The organism is Arthrobacter sp. B0316-5-4 (assembly GCF_059090325.1).
Genome location: NZ_JBNHFN010000001.1, coordinates 151439 through 172118, shown reverse-complemented (window position 1 = coordinate 172118; position 20680 = coordinate 151439). Strand labels below are relative to the sequence as shown.

Sequence of the window (20680 nt, the reverse complement as noted above, 5' to 3'; positions counted from 1 at the left end):
GTCCAACGCGTCCGGACTCCAACCAATGCCCAATGATGGACACAGCAGAGAGGAAACGCGTTGATCGCGCTTGCGCTCCCCGCCCAGGATTCGGGGTCCTTCACCCCACCCGGAATCGACGAAATGCACCTGCCGGCAATCCTGCCTTGGGGTGCGCACGATGGCTTCTCCAAGCAGATGCTGCTGGTGATCCTATCGGTCGTCATTATCGCTACATTCTTTATCCTCGCTGCACGTAAGCAGCAGCTGGTTCCCGGCAAGCTGCAGTTCGCAGGCGAGATGGCCTACGGCTTCGTCCGCAACAGCATCGCCAAGGACATCATCGGCGGCAAGGACTTCATCAAGTATGTCCCGCTGTTGTTCAGCTTGTTCTTCTTTATTTTGGTCAACAACATCTATGGCGCGATCCCCGTCATCCAGCTGCCCAGCTTCTCCCACGTTGGTGGAGCGTACGTGCTGGCCGGCATCGTCTTCTTCACCTGGATCGCAATTGGCGTAAAGAAGAATGGCCTGAAGTACTTCAAGCTCGCAACTGTTCCGTCGGGCATCCCGTGGTACATCCTGCTGATCGTCGTACCGATCGAAATCATCTCGAACTTCCTGGTCCGCCCCGTCACGCACAGCCTCCGTCTGTTCGCGACCATGCTGGCCGGCCACCTGATCGTCATGCTTGCCGGTTCCGGCATCGAGTTCCTGGTCATGCAGGAGAACGTCCTGCTCAAGGGCGCATCGGTCCTGGTCCTCGTTGGTGCCGTGGCGATGTACATGCTCGAAGCGCTGATCATGGCGCTGCAGGCTTACGTGTTCACCTTGCTGACCGCGATCTACATCGAAGGCGCCCTGCACGCCGACAGCCACTAGGCTCCCAAAAACTTCCCCTCGCGGGGATGAAGCAACCCAAACAACCTGCCGCATGGGCGGCATCTTGAAAGGAAGAAAAAATGGAAGGCACCATCAACGGCTCCCTCAACCTCATCGGCTACGGTCTCTCGGCCATCGGCGGTGGTATCGGTGTGGGTCTCGTGTTCGCCGCTTACATCAACGGTGTTGCACGTCAGCCGGAAGCTCAGCGTGTGCTGCAGCCGATCGCGTTCCTTGGTCTGGCACTGACTGAAGCTCTTGCCATCCTCGGCCTCGTCTTCGCTTTCGTTCTTTCCTAATAATAAGAACCCAAGCGAATTCGACGCACGAGTAGATAGGACGGGTGAAATATGAATCAGCTGATCATCTCAGCCGCCACTGAAGGCGAAGCGAAAAGCAACCCGCTCGTTCCCAACGTCTGGGAAATGGGCGTTGTCCTCGTCGGCTTTGCGGTCCTCTTGTACATCGTGGTCAAGTTTGTTGTCCCGATGTTCGAGAAGACCTTCGCAGAGCGCGCCGAAGCAATCGAAGGTGGCATTGCAAAGGCCGAAGCGGCCCAGGCGGAAGCTTCTGCAGCTCTTGAAGAGTACAAGCAGCAGCTCACCGACGCCCGCGCCGAAGCCAACCGCATCCGCGAAGAAGCACGCGCCGAAGGCGCCCAGATCCTCGCGGACCTCAAGGCCAAGGCAGCTGCCGAGTCCGCCCGGATCACCGAGCAGGCACACGCTGCTATCGAATCGGAGCGTCAGGCAGCTGTTGTCTCGCTTCGTTCCGAGGTTGGCACCCTGGCCACCACGCTGGCCGGACGCATCGTTGGTGAAGCACTCACCGACGACCAGCGCGCCGCACGCGTTGTGGACCGCTTCCTTGCTGATCTGGAGACCCAGAGCGCAGGTGCAGCTAAGTAATGGCAGGTATATCGAGCGAATCGCTGACCACAGCACTGGCGCAACTGGAAGCCAAGCTTCCTTTCGCCTCGCTGCAGTTGGCTAAGGACCTCTTCGGAATCCTGGGAACGGTGGACAGCTCGGCTGGCTTGCGCCGCGCCCTGACTGACCCGTCCCGTACCGGAGACGAGAAGTCGGCGCTGGTCAAGCAGCTGGTTGGCGGGAAAGTCTCCGCTGATGCTGCTGAGATTGCAGGCGGGTTGGCCAGCTCACGCTGGGCGTCCGCACGCGATATCGGCGATGCACTCGAGACCCTTGCCGCCACGGTGGTCATTGCCGTAGCTGAAAACAAGTCGGCCGTTTCTGCCTCCGGTATCACGGGGCTGGAAGAGCTGGAAAACGATCTGTTTGCTTTCAACCAGGCCGTCGCTTCCAGCCACGAAGTACAACGTGCTTTGTCTGAGCCGCAGGCATCGCCCGCGGCAAAGATCGCACTGGCCGAGAAGCTTGTTCCTGGCAGCAGCGAGGAAGCCAAGGTTCTCATCAGCCAGGCAGTGACGAAACCGCGGGGTGTCAAGCCGAGCAAGCTCGTCGAGTCCTTCGCCAAGCTTGCAGCCAAGCGCCAGCAGCGCTGGATTGCAACCGTCAGCGTTACCCGTCCGTTGACGGAAACGCAGGCCAGCCGTCTGCAGGCCGGGCTGAATGCCCTCTACGGCCGCGAACTGAAGGTCAACGTCAATGTCGAACCGGCACTGATCGGTGGAATCCGCGTACAGGTCGGTGACGAAGTGCTTGACGCTTCGGTTGTTGCCCGCCTGACCGAGCTCCGCCGCCAGCTCGCTGGCTAGCAAAGACAAAGCACAACTTAACTGATATAAATCCCGGTCATCGTGAGCAACGATGATCACGAAAACAGGAGAGCAGGGACTGCAGATGGCCGAATTGACCATCAACGCCGACGACGTCCGTAATGCGTTGAACGAGTTCGCGGCGTCCTACGAACCCGGTAACGCAGAGCGCGTAGAGGTTGGTCGTGTGACCACCGCAAGTGACGGCATCGCCCGTGTTGAGGGTCTTCCCTCGGTCATGGCGAACGAGCTGCTTCGCTTCGAAGATGGCACGCTGGGCCTCGCCCAGAACCTCGACGTCCGCGAGATCGGTGTCATTATCCTCGGTGACTTCACCGGTATTGAAGAAGGCCAGGAAGTTCACCGCACCGGTGAAATCCTGTCCGTTCCGGTTGGCGATGCCTTCCTGGGTCGCGTTGTCGACCCGCTGGGCCAGCCGATCGACGACCTCGGCGAGATCAAGGCAGAGGGCACCCGTGCACTGGAACTCCAGGCTCCGGGCGTTACCGAGCGCAAGTCGGTTCACGAACCGATGCAGACCGGCCTCAAGGCTATCGACGCCATGATCCCGATCGGCCGTGGCCAGCGTCAGCTGATCATTGGTGACCGCCAGACCGGTAAGACCGCGATCGCAGTGGACACCATCATCAACCAGAAGGCCAACTGGGCTTCGGGAGATGTCACCAAGCAGGTCCGCTGCGTCTACGTCGGTGTCGGCCAGAAGGCTTCCACCATTGCAGCAGTACGCCAGACCCTCGAGGACCACGGCGCCCTGGAGTACACCACGATCGTGGCCTCCCCGGCATCCGACCCCGCTGGCTTCAAGTACTTGGCACCGTACGCAGGCTCGGCCATCGGCCAGCACTGGATGTACGGCGGCAAGCACGTTCTGGTGATCTTCGATGACCTGTCCAAGCAGGCCGAAGCCTACCGCGCCGTGTCACTGCTGCTGCGTCGTCCGCCGGGACGCGAAGCTTACCCGGGTGACGTCTTCTACTTGCACTCCCGCCTGCTGGAGCGTTGTGCCAAGCTCTCTGACGAGCTCGGTGCAGGTTCGATGACCGGTCTTCCGATCGTCGAAACCAAGGCAAACGACGTTTCCGCCTACATCCCGACCAACGTGATCTCCATTACCGATGGCCAGATCTTCCTGCAGTCGGACCTCTTCAACGCCAACCAGCGTCCCGCTGTTGACGTTGGTGTCTCCGTGTCCCGCGTGGGTGGTGCTGCGCAGGTCAAGTCCATGAAGAAGGTCTCCGGTACTTTGAAGCTGGACCTGGCCCAGTACCGCGACATGCAGGCTTTCGCCATGTTCGCATCCGACCTTGATGCTGCTTCCCGTCAGCAGCTGACCCGTGGTGCCCGCCTGATGGAACTGCTGAAGCAGGGCCAGTACTCGCCGTTCCCGGTCGAGAACCAGGTTGTCTCCATCTGGGCCGGTACCAACGGTTACTTGGATGATGTTCCGGTTGAGGACATCAGCCGTTTCGAGTCCGAGTTCCTGGAGCACCTCAAGCACCAGTCCTCCATCCTGACCACGCTGGCCCAGACCAACGTCCTGGATGACGACACCGCTGCTGCACTGAAGGAAGCCATCGTTTCCTTCAAGAAGGGCTTCTTCGGCCAGGGCGACAACCACTTGGTTGGCGCAGGCCACGAAGAGCACGCAGCGATCGCCGGCGGCGACGTCGACCAGGAAAAGATCGTCAAGCAGAAGCGCTAGTTTCGATAACCTGCCCTGCCGGGGTCCGCAAGGGCCCCGGCAGGGCGGCACATCGGGAACATAGGAAAGGATAAGTATGGGAGCCCAGATTCGGGTCTACCGTCAGAAGATCAGCTCGACGACGTCGATGCGCAAGATCTTCAAGGCGATGGAACTGATCGCTACCTCGCGCATCGGTAAGGCCCGCGCACGCGTAGCAGCTTCACTGCCTTACGCGAACGCCATTACCCGCGCCGTTTCTGCTGTCGCAACTCAGAGCGAAATCGATCACCCTCTGACCACGGAGCCGGAGCAGATCCGCCGTGCCGCTGTCCTGATTATTACCTCAGACCGCGGCCTTGCAGGATCCTACTCGGCCAGCGTGCTCAAGCAGGCTGAAGGTCTCTTCGAGCTTCTTCACGCAGAAGGCAAGGAAGTCAAAGCGTACCTCGTTGGCCGCAAGGCGCAGGCGTACTTCGATTTCCGCAACCGGTCATACTCCCGTGTATGGACCGGCGGCACGGACGCACCGGAATTCGAAACCGCCCAGGAAGTCGGCGCTGCACTTTTGGAAGACTTCTCCACAGACTTCGAAGAGGGAGGCGTGGACGAGATCCACGTCGTCTACACCCGCTTCAAGTCCATGGTGACGCAGGAACCTACGGTTATCCGTTTGCTCCCGCTGGAGGTCGTCGAAGAGGAAGCAGCCTCGGAGTCCGAGCTGTTGCCGCTGTACGAATTCGAACCGGAAACTGAGCAGGTGCTTGACGCACTGCTCCCGCGTTACATCGAATCCCGCATCTTCGCAGCAATGCTGCAGGCCGCAGCTTCCGAGCTCGCTGCCCGCCAGCGTGCCATGAAGTCGGCCGGTGACAACGCTACGGATCTGATCAAGAAGTACACGCGCCTTCGCAACACGGCCCGCCAGGCCGAAATTACGCAGGAGCTTTCCGAAATCGTGGCCGGCGCCGACGCTCTCGCGTCCTAGCCCGCAGCTGTTTCGGTTGTAAAGCCTTACCTGCAACAACAGATAAACTTAACCCCACGCCATCTACTGAGTGAAGTGAGAGAGATGACTGCCACTGCTACCGAACACGTAGCAACGGCCGGTGCCACCGGCCGCATTGCCCGTGTTATTGGTCCGGTTGTCGACGTCGAATTCCCGGCTGACGCAATCCCGTCGATTTACAACGCTCTGACCACTGAGATCACCCTCAATGGGCAGACCAAGACCATCACGTTCGAGACCTCCCAGCACCTGGGTGACAACCTCGTTCGCGCCATCTCCCTGCAGGCTACCGACGGACTTGTCCGCGGTACTACCGTGCAGGACTCCGGCGCACCGATCTCCGTGCCCGTCGGCGACGGCGTCAAGGGCCACATCTTCAACGTCCTCGGCAAGCCGTTGGACGTCGAAGAGTCCGAGATCAAGGCTGACGCCTACTGGCCGATCCACCGCAAGGCTCCGTCCTTCGCTTCCCTCGAGGGCTCCACGGAGATGCTCGAGACCGGCATCAAGGTCATCGACCTTCTCACCCCGTACATCAAGGGTGGAAAGATCGGCCTGTTCGGCGGCGCCGGCGTTGGCAAGACCGTTCTGATCCAGGAAATGATCACCCGTGTTGCCCGCAACTTCGGTGGTACTTCCGTCTTCGCCGGTGTCGGCGAGCGTACCCGTGAGGGCAACGACCTCTGGGTTGAAATGGAAGAGGCAGGCGTCCTCAAGGACACCGCCCTTGTGTTCGGCCAGATGGATGAGCCGCCGGGAACGCGTTTGAGGGTCGCTCTGTCGGCGCTCACCATGGCGGAGTACTTCCGCGATGTCCAGAACCAGGACGTGCTGCTCTTCATCGACAACATCTTCCGCTTCACGCAGGCAGGTTCGGAAGTTTCCACGCTGCTCGGCCGTATGCCGTCCGCCGTGGGCTACCAGCCGAACCTTGCTGATGAGATGGGTCTGCTCCAGGAGCGCATCACCTCCACCAAGGGTCACTCCATCACGTCGATGCAGGCCATCTACGTGCCTGCTGATGACTACACCGACCCGGCTCCGGCCACGACCTTCGCACACCTCGACGCGACCACGGAACTTTCCCGTGAAATCGCATCCCGTGGTCTGTACCCGGCCGTTGACCCGCTGACGTCGACCTCCCGTATCCTGGATCCCCAGTACATCGGCAAGGACCACTACAACACGGCTGTCCGTGTAAAGCAGATCCTGCAGAAGAACAAGGAACTCCAGGACATCATCGCCATCCTCGGTGTCGACGAACTGTCCGAAGAAGACAAGATCGTCGTGTCGCGTGCACGTCGTATCCAGCAGTTCCTCTCCCAGAACACCTACACCGCCAAGCAGTTCACCGGCGTCGAGGGCTCCACTGTGTCCATCAAGGACACTGTTGAAGGCTTCACCGCTATCTGCGACGGCGAGCTGGATCACATTGCAGAGCAGGCGTTCTTCAACGTCGGCGGCCTGGATGACGTCGAGCGTAACTGGGCCAAGATCCAGGAACAGACCAAGTAGTATGGCTGAGCTCGAGGTTGAGATTGTCGCAGCGGACCACTTCGTGTGGTCCGGGGCGGCCAAGATGGTGAAGGCCCGCACCAGCGATGGTGAAATCGGAATCCTGCCGGGCCACTCGCCCCTCCTGGCCATCCTGGCCGAGGGCGAGCTGGCAATCCAGCCGGTTTCCGGAGACCGAATTGCGGTAGTTGTCGACGGCGGATTCTTCTCCGTTGACAACGATCGTGTGGTCATTGTTGCTGACAACGCCAAATTGGGCGAAGCGGCTACAGCGGGGATCCGATAGCAAGACCTTGATGGACGATTCCCTCTTTCCGTTCATCGCCCTGGCAACAGCGTTTACGTTGCTGATCATTTCACTGTGCCTTTTCGGGGTGCGCCGCTTCAATCTGCGGCGCGCCCTGGGCACGGTCGACGCCTCCATTTGCATGGCTGGAAACAGCTGGCAGATGGGGGTTTGTCGTTATCAGGACAATGAGCTTGAGTGGTTCCGCTTAATGTCGCTGAGTGTGATCCCCAAGTACAAGTTCACGCGCAGCTCACTGGAGTTGCTCGGGCGACGCCAACCGACTGAGGATGAACTCGTGAGGGTGCAACCCGGCGTCGTGGTTGTCGAATTGCAGTACGAAGGTACTAAGTTCATGCTTGCCATGAATTTTGATGCCTATGCAGGACTATCGTCCTGGCTGGAAGCCGGACCGGTTATTGGCGTGGGAACCTGGCGATAGGCGACATGGACTTCCTTTCGGATGTCAGCCTCGTTGATGGGCCTTTCATGTGGTTCTGCGTCGCCTTCGGAGCTGTTGGCGGTTTGTATCTGCTGTGGCGCCGCCAGCGGTCCTGGCCTGTAGTCGTGGTGGCCTCCCTTGTCATTGCTGCAGGGATAGTGGCCCTGGTCCATTGGATCCTGATCGATCTCATGGCGTCTTTCTCGGAGAACCTGCCATTTGAGACTTTGGCGTGGTCTGTTCTGGCTGTCACCGCCATCCTCCTGAGCATTGCCCGCTTCCCACGGAACGTTGCCAAAGGCCGTGTGCTGGGTTGCGTAGCGATGCTGGGCGTAGTCCTTTTATGCGTGGTCCAAGTAAATCTCTACTTTGGACTCAATAAGACCGTCGCCGATTTGCTCGGTACGGCAGTGGCGCGGATCCAACCGCTGGAGTCCAGCCTCAAACGGACAGCGGGCAGTGTCCCCGCCACGTCACTGAGTGCATGGAAAGCCCCCGATTCCCTGCCTGGTGGCGGAATCCTGCGCAAGGCCCACATTCCCGGAACGGCTTCCGGCTTTGACGCCCGTGACGCCTACATCTACCTTCCCCCTGCCTACTTGTCGACGCCCCGGCCCAGCCTGCCGGTGTTCATACTCTTTGCCGGCCAGCCCGGCGGCCCGACCGATTGGTTGACTGGCGGCCGCCTCCGGGCGCTCCTGGACCGCTTCGCCGAGGAACACGGTGGCGTGGCGCCAGTGACGGTAGTGGTGGATCCCAACGGGTCAGCCAATGCAAACACCATGTGCATGGACAGCAACATCGCCCACGTGGATACATACCTTTCCCAAGACGTCCCAAACTGGATCAGCAGCACTTTGGACGTCTCTACTGACCACAAGCAGTGGGCTGTTGGCGGATTCTCTTTCGGCGGCACCTGCGCGATGCAGATGGGAACGTTGCACCCCGACTTGTTTCCTTCAGTTGTGCCGTTCTCTGCCGAGCGCGAGCCTGCCCTTGCCAAGGATCGAGGCAAGACCATCGCCGACTCCTTCGACGGCGATGTTGAAGCTTTCGAGTCCAGGACGCCTTTGGTCCTGATGGCTGAGCGCACGTTTTCCGGCAGCGGCGTGTATCTGGTTTCCGGCGAAGCGGACCACGAGTTCACTGGATACATGCATGAACTCGCCGAGGCTGCCCGGAACTCGGGATTCGACACCCAGGAGCACTCCATTGCCCACGCCGGGCACTCCTGGGACGCCGTGATCGAGGGGATGCCAGGGGCTCTCGGCTTCCTGGCCACGCGTTGGGGCATCCCGCAATGAGCCTCGCCTTCAACCGTGTGGTGGTGCCGGCGATCAGGCAAGCCGGCCGCCATTTGCGTTCAACGCCTTTCACCCTCATTGTCCTGCTGCTCTTCATAGTCCTCTCCATAGCGTCCGGAAGCCTGCTGATGGGACCACCTGAGCCTTGGCTTCCGGTGGCCGGGGTTTCCCTTGATGGACTGCGGGCGGGGGAGTGGTGGTCCATCTGGACCTCCCTGTTCTTCACCACTAACCCGCTGGCCTACGCCACCGCCATCCTCATGATGTTGTTCCTGCTTGGTTTGGCAGAGCGGCGCTTCGGTTCCCTTAAGACGGCGGGCGTCTTCCTTGGCGGCCAGTTCGCCTGCGTTTCCGCATTTTTGCTGGTCACCCAGATAGCCCGCCCGGCCGACGACGGCTGGCTGTCGCGAATGGCCGATACGCGGTTGATTGGTCCTTATGGCGCCATACTGGCCACGGCGATGGCGGCAAGTGCACTACTCCCTACGCTGTGGCAGCGACGCCTGCGTACGGTGACGCTCTCCATTTCGTTGCTCCTGCTGCTCTACGTTGGCCACGCAGAGACCGTCGTGGGTTTCCTCGGTGCGCTGATTGGCCTCGCCGCCGGGTGGTGGATGCAGAGCAGCCAAGGCCATCTCCATCTTCACCGATCCACGGGCAGGGAAGTGCGTAACCTGCTTTCCTTGACCATGGCGATCTTCGCGGTGGGGCCGATCGTGACGGCAGCAGCAAAGAGCCCCTCGGGGCCGCTGTCCCTGCTACGTGACGTCATCCTGAATCCGTTGCCCACCCTGAGCCAGCTCGAAAGCAGCTGTGGCGGAACAATCGACGTCGCATGCCTCGAAACGGGACGGCAGGCGTATACGGGGCCCTTCGGACTGGCTCTGGCAGTGGTGCCGGTGGTGCTCCTGCTCATTTGCGCGGACGGCATGAGGCGGGGCCGCCGGCTGGCCCTGGGGATCGCCATCGGAGTGCAGTTGGTGGTCGTCGCGTTGTCGGCAATTTATCTGGCTCTCTTCGCTGGAATGCCACGGGAGCAGGGACGGCCGCACGTGGGAATGCTGAACACAGCGGTGGTGCACCTGATCCCGTTGGTGCTGGTTCCCTTGGTTCTCGCCGTCCTGATGTTCGTGTACCGGGGCCACTTCAGGGTGGCGTCCTCGGTTCGGCTTCGCCGGCGGGTCTTTTGGTGGGTGGGGCTGACCGGTGGAGCGCTCATCCTTGCCTATACGGCCGTTTGGCTGGCGTCGGGAGGCATGGACCGTGACGGCGGCTTGCTGGGGTTGGCGGCTGAACTTGCCCGCCAGTACCTCCCGGTGCCGCTGCCTGGCGTCTACCGGAAGGTCTTCGCGGACCGTGATGTCCTTGAAGTCTTCCTTTTCTCCTACTCGGGCACGGTCTTTTGGCTCGTGGCGCTGGCGGGGGTATGGGTCCTCCTGGTTCGTGGGCACCTGGCCGGGGGCCTGGACCACCAGTCGCGACAGAAGGCCCGGGCACTGGTGAAGCAGGGTGGCGATTCGTTGTCATGGATGGCGCTGTGGGAACCCAACAAGTACTGGTTCACTGCAGACGGCAGCGGGGGAGTGGCCTATCAGCAGCACGGCCACGTTGCGCTGACGCTTGCCGGTCCGCTCGGCGCCGCCGAACACCATGTAGCTACGGCTGAGGGATTCCTTGAATTTTGCTCCCAGCACGCGCTGATCCCGTGCTTCTACTCCTGCACTGACGAGTTGTGGCCCATGTTGCAGTCCAAGGGTTTCCGCAGGGTCGCGGTGGCCCAGGAAACCCGTCTCCGGATCCGGGACCTGGAGTTCCGCGGTAAGGAGTGGCAGAACGTCCGGACGTCGCTCAACCGCGCCGCCAAACGTGGAATCACAGCCAGTTGGGGCCGCTATACCGAGCTGCCGCACGCGGTACGCGCCCAAGTCAGCGAGGTTTCCGAAGAGTGGGCTGCGCAGAAGAAGATTCCCGAGATGGGCTTTACGCTCGGTGGCCTGGACGAACTTGAGGATGACGACGTTCTTTGCTGTGTGGCCGTGGACGAGGCAGGTTTTGTGTACGGGGTGACCAGTTGGCTTCCGGTGCACCAGGACGGCAAGGTTGTCAGCTGGACGCTGGACTTCATGCGGCGGAGGGGCGATGCCTTTCCAGGGGTGATGGAATTCCTCATAGCCTCGGCCGTCCTGCACCTGCGGGAAACCGTGGAAGTAATCTCGTTGTCAGGCTCCCCTCTTGCCCGTGAGAAGGGCGAAATCGAGCAGCAGGCGAAAGGCCTTGCCGGAATTCTCGACGTGGTGGGGCAGGCTCTGGAACCGGTTTATGGATTCAGGTCATTGGCGTCCTTTAAGTCGCGATTCCAACCTGAGTATCGGTCGTTGTACATGTATTACCAAGACCCACTGCATCTCCCCGCAATGGGCCGTGCCCTCAGCCGTGCGTATCTGCCGGGATTGTCGGTCCGACATTCTGCAAGGCTTCTTCGAACGCTGGTTGGTTGAATTGTCAACACCCAATGGTGGTGGCGTTTCGCATTCCTTCACGCTTTGTCATCTACGCCTGAATAGCTGGTCCCTTAAACGCGATGACCCCGGCTGGTAAGCCGGGGTCAACGTTGTTGTTCCTGCGGGACGCAGAATTCAACAGGTAAGGCTAGACGACAGTAACGCCGGTTGCCTGGGGGCCCTTGGCGCCCTGACCGATCTCGAACTGAACGCGCTGGTTCTCATCGAGGGTCTTGAAGCCACCGGTCTGGATCTCGGAGTAGTGAACGAAAACGTCCCCATCCGAGTCATCCGGGGTGATGAAGCCGAAGCCCTTTTCAGCGTTGAACCACTTGACGGTTCCCAGTGCCATGTATTTCTCCTCATTATGGAAAAGCAGTCCGATACACCTCGTACCGGCTTTGTTACTCCGCGAGAAGACCATGGATTCCCGCCAGGCCAGGCCCGGCTGGTTTCGCAGGAGCTTCACGCTCGCAACTCGTCTTGCGAGCATGAAAACCACCTACACAAAGACTGCTACAACACTTTCATGTGCCCTGCCGGAGGTCAACGGTCTTTTGGGCAATTCGGGAAAATTTTCGGTAAAAAGAAGGTAACGCGAACCCCGTGAATTCACATAGCCGCTTTACTGGTGCAACCATTGCCCGTTGCGAAGCACGCCGGTAAGTTCCAGGTCCGCGTTGGTTACAACGACGTCGGCACGCAGTCCACGGCGCAGCCCGCCTATTTCGTCGGAAAGTCCCAGGACGGCGGCCGGGACCGCTGTTGCCGAACAGATGGCGTCAGGAAGTGCGACGCCGGCTGCCACGGTTTTGCGGACCACCTCAAGGAGGGTTGCGGTGCCTCCCGCAATCGACCCCGTCGCATCCAGTGTTGCCACTCCGTCGCTGACGGTTACAGGCGATGGGCCGAGCATGTAGCTCCCGTCCGAGAGACCGGCAGCCGCCATGGAATCGGTTACGAGGACAATGTTGGCGGCACCGACCAGCTGGAAAACGGTCGCCACCGTGCTGGGATCCAGGTGGGTGCCGTCCGCGATGAGTTCCACGACGGCCTTGCCTTCCTGTGCCATGCGCAGGCAGGCAGCGACGGGGCCGGGCGCGCGGTGGTGGAGGGGCGGCATCCCATTGAAAAGGTGGGTGACGGTGGGAAGCGAGCTGACGCCGTCGAACCCTGCTGACTCAAGTCCCTCACGGGCCGCGGCCAGCGACGCCGCTGCTGTGGCGTCGTCGCAGTCAGTGTGTCCCAGCGACGGCGTCACGCCGTGGGACGTCATCAGGTCCACCAAGGCCCCGGCGCCGGGAAGCTCCGGTGCGTAGGTCATGGTGGCGAGCTTGCCGTCAGCGGCGCCAACAAGCTCAGCCATGAGCTCGAGGTCCGGCTCCAGGAGGTAGTCGGGGTTTTGGGCGCCGCAGCGTGCGTGGGAGAGGAAAGGACCTTCGAGGTGGATCCCCGCCACGAGGCCTTCGTCCACCAGCTTCACATACAGTTCAATGCCGCGAAGCAGGTCTTCCCGGGGCGCGGTAACCATGCTGGCGAGGAAGGTGGTGGTACCTGAGCGGTGCAGGAACTCCACCGCTTTTCGTGCCGACGCCTCTTCGCCCCCGGGAAAGTCCCCGCCGTTGCCGCCGTGGCAGTGGACGTCGACGAGGCCGGGGACGAGGTAGCTGCCGCTGGGCACTCCCAAACGGATGGCGCTCTGGAAACCCTCGAACGCCTCGGGATCGAATCCATCAGCAGTACCCGCATAGGCGATCCTGTCGCCGTCGATGGCAAGAAGGCCGTCTTCCACCACCTCGCCGTCGGTGACCAGCGTTCCCTTGATGATTTGGTGGCTCGGCGCGGAAGAAGTGGCGGCAGTCATGGTTTCGATTCTAGTGGCCCAACGCACAGTCCCCCGAAGGGAGGGGCTTAGAAGAGCCGGGACTCGCTGTCATCCACGCCGCGCATCGCGTCATAATCCAAGGTGACGCAGTCGATGCCGCGATCGTTGGCAAGGACTTTGGCTTGCGGCTTGATTTGCTGGGCGGCGAAAATTCCGCGCACGGGCGCCAGCAGGGGATCGCGGTTGAGCAGTTCAAGGTACCGGGTCAATTGTTCGACGCCGTCGATGTCGCCGCGCCGTTTCAGTTCGATGGCCACTGTGGCTCCGTTGGCGTCCCTGGCCAGGATGTCCACGGGACCGATCGCGGTGAAGTACTCACGGCGGATCAGGGAGTAACCCGTTCCGAGGGTTTCGATCTGCTCAGCAAGCAGCCGCTGGAGGTCCGCTTCGACGCCGTCCTTGATTAGGCCAGGGTCTGTGCCGAGCTCATGGGACGTGTCGTGGATTTGCTCGTAAATGTTGATGATGAGGCGGTCGTCGGTTTTAGCGGATTGGACGGTCCACTGCTCCACCACCCCTTCTTCAACCTCGGTCTCTTCCGGCGAAGTCACCCGGAGCGTGGCGGGCGGGCTCATCCAGTTCAACGGCTTGTAGGAACCGCCGTCCGAGTGCACCAGCACTGAGCCGTCCGCCTTGACCAGCAGCAGCCGGGTGGCGAGGGGGAGATGGGCCTTGAGGCGGCCAACGTAATCAACAGAACAACGGGCTATGACGAGTCGCACCCGCCCCACAATACCGCCTGGGACCCGATGGCTGGGGCAGAATGGAACCATGCCCCGCTCCAACCGCCCCCGTCGCAACGCGTCAGGTTCACGCTCGGGCAGCAACGGTGGCAAGTGGTCGGAGCCGGTGCCGGAACTCGACCTGGAGCGGGCCCGCAGCGGCATTGCGCGGCGCGAAAGCGCACCTGATGGCGACTGGATGGTGCGGACCATGACAGCCAAAAAGGCTGAAAAGGAATACATCTGCCCGGGTTGCTCCACCGCGATCCTGCCGGGCATCGCCCACCTGGTGGTGTGGTCCGACAGCCACTTGTTCGGACAGGCAGCCGGGTTGGCCGAACGCCGGCATTGGCACACCAACTGCTGGACTTCGCGGACTTACCGCTACCGCTGATTCGCATAGGCTTGGAACCATGACTTTCGATCCCGCTTCGCTTGTTTTCACGCCACAGGATGCGCCTTCCGAGATCCGCGCTTCCACGGTCCTGCCCGCCCGGCGCGAGAATGTGGAGTTCACCACCGAGGACGGCAAGGTACTTCGGGGGGAGCTCGCGCTTCCGGAGTCCGGGGAAATCACCGCCACCTTGATCACCCTGCATCCGCTGCCGACGCACGGCGGGTTCATGGACTCGCATGTCTACCGCAAGGCTTCCTACAGGCTCCCGGCTTTGGCTGGTGTTGCAGTGCTGAGGTTCAACACCCGCGGCACGCAGTCGCCCCGGGGGACAAGCGATGGACAGTTCGAGGAAGGCGTCGGTGAGCGCTACGACGTCGAAGCAGCAGTGCGGTTCGCCGTGGACCGTGGCCTGCCGAACCGCTGGCTGGTCGGGTGGTCCTTTGGTACCGAACTCGCCCTGATGTATGGAGCGGTGGAGCCGGTCGCTTCACAGATCCAAGGGGCCGTCCTGCTATCGCCGCCGCTGCATCGTGCCACTGACGTCCATCTCAAGGAGTGGGCGTCGTCGGGAAAGCCGCTGACAGTCCTGGTGCCTGAACACGATGACTACCTGCAACCTGCCGAAGCAGCGCAGCGCTTCAGTTTGGTGCCGCAGGCCCGGCTGGTCGCCGTCGACGGTGCGAAGCACCTCTGGGTGGGCGAGAAGTACGCGGCGCGCGTCCTGGATGAAATCGTCGACGACGTCACTCCAGCAGGTGCCGGCGTGGACGGCCTGCCCCGACAGTGGGCGGGGCCGGTCGCGAGCGCCTGATCCGGTCGCGATCGCCTGACGAGGGCGGTTCTTGTACAGATAATGCCCCTAAACCGCTGGTTTAGGGGCATTATCTGTACAACAACGCGGGCGGTTAGTGCCGGTCTTGGCGGACGATGAAGACTTCCTTGATCAGCAGCATGATGGCCGCGGCCGTGGGGATCGCGATCAGGGCACCCAGCACACCGAGGAGGCTGCCGCCTGCGATCACTGAGATGACGGCAACGGCGCCGGGAACGGCGACCGCACGCTGCATGATGCGTGGGGAGATGAAGTAAGCCTCGAACTGCAGGTAGGCGAAGTAGGCGATTGCGTAGACCACAGCGGTCTGCCATCCGGCGGTGAGTGCGACCAGGATGACCACGACTGCGGCGATCAGCCCGCCTACCAGCGGAATGAACGCGAGCAGCAACACGACGAACGCGAGGAGCACGCTGAAGGGGATGCCGAGGATGGTCATCACAATGAAAGCGAAGATCGCATTCAGGAGGGCAACGCAGGCCTGGCCGATCACGTAGTTACCCACGGAATCGGTGATGGCCTCCGACAAAGCCTCGACCCTGGGCCGGCGGGAACGGGGAGCCAAGCGGTAGGCCCACTTCTTCATTGACGGCAACGCTGCCAGGAAGTACAGGCTCAGGACGAGGACTATCAGGGAACCGAACAGGCCGTTGGCCACTGTGGAACCGAAACCGACAACGCCGCCGAAGATGCCACCCATGGCTTCCGGGTCCTTGACGAACTTATCCAGTTCCGTGGTGATGCGGTCCCTGACGCCGAACTGGCTGTCGGCAGTGCGGAAGAAGTCCGAATCGAGGAAACCGCGGATCCAGTCCGGGGCCTGGCGCACGATTTCCGAAACCTGTTCGACGATCGTAGGAATCAGGGTGGCGAAGAAACCCGCGACTGCCAGCACCAGCACGGAAACGGAAATCAGGATACCGGCGGGGCGGGGGACTTTGCGTCCTTCCAGCCAACGGACCACGGGGTCAAGTCCGAGCGCAATGAAAAGGGCCGCAACGATCCAGAGGATGAGCTGCGTGGTGTTGCTTGCGATATAGAACACTGCAAGGGCAACGCCGACGCCGGCGGTCCCCATGAACCCTACGTACAGCGGGTGCTGGGACGACATCCGCGGGCCGGGGGAGCCGAAGCCATGATCGTCTTCGGGGCGGAAGTCCTCACGGCCGTCGCTGCCTTCTTCCTCGGGAGGCATTTCGAAGCGGACGCGGGTACGCGCTCCGGGAATCGGCTGCCTCAGCCTCCGGCTGATGGCGGCGAGCCGCCCTGTGCGGACAGGAACCGTCGCGGCGGTTCCTTCTGACGTGGCCTCCACCGCACTTGACCCGGGCTCATTGGCGGGACGGGGCTCCAACGGTTCTTTCACGCGGTTTTGCTGCCTTTTCATTGGTGGTACGGGGCTGATCCGGGCGCAGGAAGGTCCTGCATTCATGATCATCGCCACACTATCAGGACCGCGGAATCACGCTGCAGCGGCGCCACTGCGGGCTTTTATGGACCTTGCCGGCATCTGCCCGATCTGACTCTCTGATAACAAAACGGTTACCCTTGAAGTCCAACGACCGCTGATGATAGGTGATCCTGTGCGTTTGAAGACTGCAGCCTTGCTGGTGCTGCTGGGCCTGCTGACGATGCTGGCCGGCATTGGCCAGCTGACTTTTTGGGCTCCCTCCGAGACCGTGACGGCTTCGGTTCCCAGTGATACCAAAGCTGCCCCGCTGACCGTGATCGACCAAAAGTTGATTGCACTCCACGACGGGCCGGTGAAGATCAAGATCCAGGGCGAAGGTAACTTCATGGTTGCCACGGGGCGTCCGGACGACGTCGACGCCTGGGTTGGTAAGACTGCCCACACCACCCTGACGGGCGTGTCGGCGGACCAGAAGTCCCTCGAGGTGTCCTCGGCCGACGGCGAGGCCACTGCGCCTTCTCCGGCAGGATCCGATCTTTGGGTCAGCACCGAAGACGCCAGCGGCGAACTGGACTACACCTGGAACCCGCCGGCTGATGGCGAGTGGTCCCTTCTGGTAGCCAGCGACGGAACCAAGCCCGCGCCGTCGTCGATTTCCATGACTTTCCCGAACAATGCCACCACGCCTTGGGCCGTGCCGCTGATTGTTCTGGGCATCATCATCATCCTGGTGGGTGCTGCTCTTCCGTTCATCGCCAAGGCCCTCAGCAACCGCCGCAGTGACGGCGACGACGACGGCCCGGGCAAGGGCGAAGAAACGACGACGCTGCCTGTGCAGTCACCTGCTGCCGACACGACGCCTGGCCGTGGAACCGAAAAAGAGGGCCCGGCCTTGCGTGTCACCGTTGTCGCGGCCGCGTTGGCAGCCGCCATGGTGGGTGGCACGGCCGTCGCCGCGCAGGCCACCAGTTCGCCGCAGCCTTCTGCCAGTTCAGCCCCGGCAGCCGCGGACGGCGGCACTCCTGTGATGCTGGAATCCCAGTTGCAGCGGATCCTGGAGCAGGTTGCCAGTACCGTTGATGCAGCCGATGCCGCCAAGGACGCAGCAAAGCTTGCGCCGCGCGTCGACAAGATGGAACTCCAGGTCCGTACTGCGAACTACAAGATCCGGTCCACGGTGTCCGCCTACGAGCCCCGCATGCCGGTTCGTGCCACCAAGCTGCAGAGCAGTGTCATCAGCACCAAGCGTGACTGGCCCCGAACGGTCTTCGCCCTCACTCAGGGCGAAGGAAACGTTGTGCCGCAGGTCCTGACGCTGGTTCAGTTGTCCCCGCGTGAGAACTACAAGCTGTGGGGCAGCGCTCCGTTGCAGCCGGGCACCAACTTCCCTTCCTTCCCGGTACCCCGTGAAGGAACCGAGCCCGTTCCTGCCAGCGACAGCACCGGACTCGCCTACAGCGGTAACGAGGCATTGGGAATCCTTGGCGAAATGCTGACGAACCCCGAGTCCCCTAACCGGAGCAAGCTGGCCGACGGGCAGTCCTCGCCTTACATTGCCGGGGCCTTGGCCTACCAGGCAGATACGGTGAAGAACGGCACCAGCGCCAACTTCAAGTTCACCCACACCCCGGTCACCAACCAGACGGTCGTGTTGCGCACGGCCGACGGCGGCGCACTGGTGGTAGGGCGGCTGGACTTCGCTTTCGAAGGCACGCCGAAGGCTGCCGGTGACAAGCTGTTGCTGGAGGACGATTCCGCGGTCTTTGCCGGAGGCAAGGAAACCACGACGGGCATGGTCCTGAACTTTGCCGAGTCCGTTGCGGTCTACATTCCGCCGGCAGGCTCCGCTGATCCCATGAAGCTGGTTGCAGCTACGCGTGGCCTGGTGGGAGCCAGCTTTAAGTAGGACATTCCCGAGGCAAGGCAGCGGCTAGAGTGGACGGTATGAGTTCGCCCGGATACCGACCCACTCCAGCCGCTGCCAGCCAGCTCAACCTCCGCGGTGCAGTCGACCTTTCATCGCTGCGCCGCCCGGCAGCGCCGCCCGCGCCGCCGGCTTCCACGTCACCGGATGGTGGCACCGCCAACGGCGGCGCCCCTGGTGGCGGCGAGTCCGGCAGGGCACCCCTGCGGGTGGAGGCCACCGAAACCAATTTCCAGGATCTGGTGCAGTTGTCCGCCCAGATTCCTGTGCTGTTCCTTCTTTGGTCGCGATACGCGGCCGAATCACCCGCCGTCCTGGAAGCTTCGGAGCGGGTCGTTGAAAGCTATGGCGGTCGCCTGGTGCTCGCAGCGGCCGACGTTGACGCTTTCCCCCAGCTAGCGCAGGCATTCCAGGTCCAAGCGGTGCCCACCGCTGTCGCCGTGATCAAGGGCCAGCCGGTTCCCCTCTTCCAAGGACCCGCAGATGATGCGCAGATCCGGGAGCTCGTGGAGGAACTCCTCAAAGTAGCTGCGGCCAACGGCGTCACCGGCAGCATCGGCGACGGTACCCAGCCGGAAGGGACGGACGAGCCCGAACCGCTTCCGCCACTTCACCAGGCAGCGATCGATGCCATTGAGGCGGGCGACTACGCTGGAGCCGCAGCGGCCTATAAGCAGGCCCTCCTGGAACAGCCCGCCGACGCCGATGCCAAAGCCGGACTGGCCCAGGTGGACCTCATGGCAAGGTTGGAGAGCCTGTCTGCTCCCGACGCCGAAAGCCTCCGCGACCTGGCTGCCCAGGAACCGGACAATATCGAAGCCCAGCTGGCCGTGGCTGACCTGGATGTTTCGGGTGGGCACATCGAGGACGCATTCAACCGCATCATCACCTTCATCGGCCGGAATTTCGGTCCGGAGCGCGAGACGGCCAGGGTGCGCCTCCTGGAACTTTTCGAAGTTGTCGGAACACAGGACGAAAGGGTCGCCAAGGCCCGCCAAGGTCTCGCCAGGGTGCTTTTCTAGTGCCGTCCGCACTGTTCTCCCCGCTGCAGCTGCGTTCACTCACAGTCCCACACCGGGGCTGGGTTTCGCCCATGTGCCAATACAGTTGCCATCCGGGAACCGGGGAAGGCGTCCCCAACGACTGGCATCTGATGCACCTTGGTTCTTTCGCCGCGGGCGGTGCAGCGCTGATCATGAGCGAGGCCGCTGCCGTGAACCCCGAGGGCAGGATCAGTCCCTTGGACGCCGGCCTGTACTCCGATGAGCAAGCTGCGGGCTGGGAGCGGATTGTCCGTTTCGTGCACGCACACGGAGCCGTGGACTGCAGGATTGGGGCGCAACTGGCCCACGCTGGCCGCAAGGCATCAACCTATTGGCCCTTTTCCGGCCAATCCGGATCCGTTCCCACATCCGAGGGCGGCTGGGGCACGGTTGGGCCGACCACGGACGCGTTTGACGGCTATGCTGCGCCGGCGGCCATGAGCGAAGCAGAGATTTTAGGGGTGGTGGCGGATTTTGCGGCCGCAGCCTCCCGCGCCGTTGCCGCAGGGTTCGATACCGTCGAAATCCACGGCGCCCACGGTTACTTGCTCCACCAGTTCCAGAGCCCCCTCATTAACACCCGGACCGACCGCTGGGGTGGTGACGAGGATGGCAGGAACAGGCTGATGCTCACCGTGGTGGACGCTGTCCGGGAGGTCATTCCGGATTCGATGCCACTCCTGCTGCGGATATCAGCTTCTGACTGGGCCGAAGGGGGAGTGGACGTGGAAGCTTCCGTCCGTCTGGCCCGCGCTGCGGCTGAGCGTGGTGTGGATCTGGTGGATGTCTCCAGCGGCGGTGCCGTGGCCCACCAGAAAATCCCGGTTGCGCCGGGATACCAAGCAGGTTTCGCGGAGCAGATAAAGCGCGACGCCGGTGTTCCCACCGGGGCAGTTGGGCTACTTACCAGTCCCGCCCAGGTCGAAGATATCGTGGCCAATGGGCGTGCGGATGCCGTCTTTATGGCTCGTGCCGCACTTCGTGATCCGCACTGGTGGCTCAGGGCTGCCTATGAACTGGGACATGACATCCCCTGGGTGCCGCAATACCAGCGAGCAGTGCCCCGCCACGGCTTCTAGGACCCCGGCAGGTACACGTGAGCGAGGTTAGG

At 62.0% G+C, this 20680-nt stretch carries 20 protein-coding genes; 16 read left to right on the top strand and 4 right to left on the bottom strand.

Annotation, left to right across the window (positions count from 1 at the left end; translation table 11 throughout):
- The first annotated feature begins 60 nt into the window (after window positions 1-60).
- From atpB to AC5RU9_RS00745, 11 genes are all read left to right on the top strand, one after another.
- Window positions 61-861 (top strand): F0F1 ATP synthase subunit A, encoded by an 801-nt coding sequence (gene atpB, locus AC5RU9_RS00795; RefSeq protein WP_211711545.1) that lies wholly within the window; start codon window positions 61-63, stop codon window positions 859-861.
- Between the two features lie 80 nt (window positions 862-941).
- Window positions 942-1160 carry an ATP synthase F0 subunit C gene (atpE, locus tag AC5RU9_RS00790; protein WP_011775261.1) on the top strand — a complete coding sequence of 73 codons (219 nt, stop codon included), beginning with the start codon at window positions 942-944 and terminating at the stop codon, window positions 1158-1160.
- A 51-nt stretch (window positions 1161-1211) separates the two neighbouring features.
- Complete coding sequence (locus AC5RU9_RS00785; protein WP_211711546.1) at window positions 1212-1769, top strand: F0F1 ATP synthase subunit B; 558 nt, start codon at window positions 1212-1214, stop codon at window positions 1767-1769.
- Window positions 1769-2596: a F0F1 ATP synthase subunit delta gene (locus AC5RU9_RS00780; RefSeq protein ID WP_494014978.1), complete on the top strand. Its 828-nt coding sequence runs from the start codon at window positions 1769-1771 to the stop codon at window positions 2594-2596. The genes AC5RU9_RS00785 and AC5RU9_RS00780 overlap by 1 nt, the downstream gene beginning before the upstream one ends.
- An 85-nt stretch (window positions 2597-2681) precedes the next feature.
- The gene (gene atpA, locus AC5RU9_RS00775) at window positions 2682-4319 is read left to right on the top strand and encodes a F0F1 ATP synthase subunit alpha (protein ID WP_211711786.1); all 1638 of its coding nucleotides are present in this window, start codon (window positions 2682-2684) and stop codon (window positions 4317-4319) included.
- Window positions 4320-4395: 76 nt separating this feature from the next.
- Window positions 4396-5286, top strand: coding sequence for a F0F1 ATP synthase subunit gamma (locus tag AC5RU9_RS00770; RefSeq protein ID WP_211711548.1), 891 nt, complete (start codon window positions 4396-4398; stop codon window positions 5284-5286).
- An 84-nt stretch (window positions 5287-5370) separates the two neighbouring features.
- On the top strand, window positions 5371-6822 hold the full coding sequence (atpD, locus tag AC5RU9_RS00765) for a F0F1 ATP synthase subunit beta (protein ID WP_014922173.1): 1452 nt from the start codon (window positions 5371-5373) through the stop codon (window positions 6820-6822).
- 1 nt (window position 6823) lies between these two features.
- Window positions 6824-7108 carry a F0F1 ATP synthase subunit epsilon gene (locus AC5RU9_RS00760; protein ID WP_026540143.1) on the top strand — a complete coding sequence of 95 codons (285 nt, stop codon included), beginning with the start codon at window positions 6824-6826 and terminating at the stop codon, window positions 7106-7108.
- A gap of 10 nt (window positions 7109-7118) precedes the next feature.
- Entirely contained in the window at window positions 7119-7550 is a 432-nt protein-coding gene (locus tag AC5RU9_RS00755) for a DUF2550 domain-containing protein (protein ID WP_494014977.1), read from the top strand.
- A gap of 5 nt (window positions 7551-7555) precedes the next feature.
- The gene (locus AC5RU9_RS00750; RefSeq protein ID WP_494014976.1) at window positions 7556-8854 is read left to right on the top strand and encodes an alpha/beta hydrolase; all 1299 of its coding nucleotides are present in this window, start codon (window positions 7556-7558) and stop codon (window positions 8852-8854) included.
- Window positions 8851-11352 (top strand): bifunctional lysylphosphatidylglycerol flippase/synthetase MprF, encoded by a 2502-nt coding sequence (locus tag AC5RU9_RS00745; protein WP_494014975.1) that lies wholly within the window; start codon window positions 8851-8853, stop codon window positions 11350-11352. Before AC5RU9_RS00750 ends, AC5RU9_RS00745 begins: the two co-directional genes overlap by 4 nt.
- Window positions 11353-11503: 151 nt before the next feature.
- On the opposite strand, the gene AC5RU9_RS00740 is transcribed toward AC5RU9_RS00745, so the two are convergent.
- The 3 genes from AC5RU9_RS00740 to nucS form a co-directional block, all read right to left on the bottom strand.
- Window positions 11504-11707 carry a cold-shock protein gene (locus tag AC5RU9_RS00740; protein ID WP_018776337.1) on the bottom strand — a complete coding sequence of 68 codons (204 nt, stop codon included), beginning with the start codon at window positions 11705-11707 and terminating at the stop codon, window positions 11504-11506.
- 273 nt (window positions 11708-11980) lie between these two features.
- Window positions 11981-13219, bottom strand: coding sequence for an N-acetylglucosamine-6-phosphate deacetylase (nagA, locus tag AC5RU9_RS00735; RefSeq protein ID WP_494014974.1), 1239 nt, complete (start codon window positions 13217-13219; stop codon window positions 11981-11983).
- A gap of 47 nt (window positions 13220-13266) precedes the next feature.
- Window positions 13267-13962 carry an endonuclease NucS gene (gene nucS / locus AC5RU9_RS00730; RefSeq protein ID WP_211711553.1) on the bottom strand — a complete coding sequence of 232 codons (696 nt, stop codon included), beginning with the start codon at window positions 13960-13962 and terminating at the stop codon, window positions 13267-13269.
- A gap of 49 nt (window positions 13963-14011) precedes the next feature.
- Here nucS and AC5RU9_RS00725 point away from each other — a divergent pair, with 49 nt between their 5' ends.
- Window positions 14012-14356 carry an Rv1322 family protein gene (locus tag AC5RU9_RS00725; protein WP_211711554.1) on the top strand — a complete coding sequence of 115 codons (345 nt, stop codon included), beginning with the start codon at window positions 14012-14014 and terminating at the stop codon, window positions 14354-14356.
- Between the two features lie 19 nt (window positions 14357-14375).
- Window positions 14376-15170, top strand: coding sequence for an alpha/beta hydrolase (locus tag AC5RU9_RS00720; protein ID WP_494014973.1), 795 nt, complete (start codon window positions 14376-14378; stop codon window positions 15168-15170).
- Window positions 15171-15264: 94 nt separating this feature from the next.
- On the opposite strand, the gene AC5RU9_RS00715 is transcribed toward AC5RU9_RS00720, so the two are convergent.
- Window positions 15265-16557 carry an AI-2E family transporter gene (locus AC5RU9_RS00715; RefSeq protein ID WP_494014972.1) on the bottom strand — a complete coding sequence of 431 codons (1293 nt, stop codon included), beginning with the start codon at window positions 16555-16557 and terminating at the stop codon, window positions 15265-15267.
- A gap of 202 nt (window positions 16558-16759) precedes the next feature.
- Between AC5RU9_RS00715 and AC5RU9_RS00710 the strand changes: the two genes are divergently transcribed.
- From AC5RU9_RS00710 to AC5RU9_RS00700, 3 genes are read left to right on the top strand one after another with little or no spacing between them, the layout of a single operon-like run.
- Window positions 16760-18508, top strand: a complete 1749-nt coding sequence (locus tag AC5RU9_RS00710) for a DUF8094 domain-containing protein (protein WP_494014971.1) — start codon at window positions 16760-16762, stop codon at window positions 18506-18508.
- A gap of 38 nt (window positions 18509-18546) precedes the next feature.
- Entirely contained in the window at window positions 18547-19548 is a 1002-nt protein-coding gene (locus AC5RU9_RS00705) for a co-chaperone YbbN (protein ID WP_494014970.1), read from the top strand.
- Window positions 19548-20648, top strand: coding sequence for an NADH:flavin oxidoreductase/NADH oxidase (locus AC5RU9_RS00700; protein WP_494014969.1), 1101 nt, complete (start codon window positions 19548-19550; stop codon window positions 20646-20648). Before AC5RU9_RS00705 ends, AC5RU9_RS00700 begins: the two co-directional genes overlap by 1 nt.
- The last annotated feature ends 32 nt before the right edge of the window (window positions 20649-20680 follow it).

Coding starts and splice junctions, on each gene's coding strand:
- AC5RU9_RS00725 (WP_211711554.1), top strand. CDS start 14,012: ATGCCCCGCTCCAACCGCCCCCGTCGCAACGCGTCAGGTTCACGCTCG.
- AC5RU9_RS00750 (WP_494014976.1), top strand. CDS start 7,556: ATGGACTTCCTTTCGGATGTCAGCCTCGTTGATGGGCCTTTCATGTGG.
- AC5RU9_RS00780 (WP_494014978.1), top strand. CDS start 1,769: ATGGCAGGTATATCGAGCGAATCGCTGACCACAGCACTGGCGCAACTG.
- AC5RU9_RS00720 (WP_494014973.1), top strand. CDS start 14,376: ATGACTTTCGATCCCGCTTCGCTTGTTTTCACGCCACAGGATGCGCCT.
- AC5RU9_RS00740 (WP_018776337.1), bottom strand. CDS start 11,707: ATGGCACTGGGAACCGTCAAGTGGTTCAACGCTGAAAAGGGCTTCGGC.
- AC5RU9_RS00770 (WP_211711548.1), top strand. CDS start 4,396: ATGGGAGCCCAGATTCGGGTCTACCGTCAGAAGATCAGCTCGACGACG.
- AC5RU9_RS00745 (WP_494014975.1), top strand. CDS start 8,851: ATGAGCCTCGCCTTCAACCGTGTGGTGGTGCCGGCGATCAGGCAAGCC.
- AC5RU9_RS00755 (WP_494014977.1), top strand. CDS start 7,119: ATGGACGATTCCCTCTTTCCGTTCATCGCCCTGGCAACAGCGTTTACG.
- atpE (WP_011775261.1), top strand. CDS start 942: ATGGAAGGCACCATCAACGGCTCCCTCAACCTCATCGGCTACGGTCTC.
- atpD (WP_014922173.1), top strand. CDS start 5,371: ATGACTGCCACTGCTACCGAACACGTAGCAACGGCCGGTGCCACCGGC.
- AC5RU9_RS00760 (WP_026540143.1), top strand. CDS start 6,824: ATGGCTGAGCTCGAGGTTGAGATTGTCGCAGCGGACCACTTCGTGTGG.
- AC5RU9_RS00705 (WP_494014970.1), top strand. CDS start 18,547: ATGAGTTCGCCCGGATACCGACCCACTCCAGCCGCTGCCAGCCAGCTC.
- AC5RU9_RS00710 (WP_494014971.1), top strand. CDS start 16,760: ATGATAGGTGATCCTGTGCGTTTGAAGACTGCAGCCTTGCTGGTGCTG.
- AC5RU9_RS00785 (WP_211711546.1), top strand. CDS start 1,212: ATGAATCAGCTGATCATCTCAGCCGCCACTGAAGGCGAAGCGAAAAGC.
- nagA (WP_494014974.1), bottom strand. CDS start 13,219: ATGACTGCCGCCACTTCTTCCGCGCCGAGCCACCAAATCATCAAGGGA.
- atpA (WP_211711786.1), top strand. CDS start 2,682: ATGGCCGAATTGACCATCAACGCCGACGACGTCCGTAATGCGTTGAAC.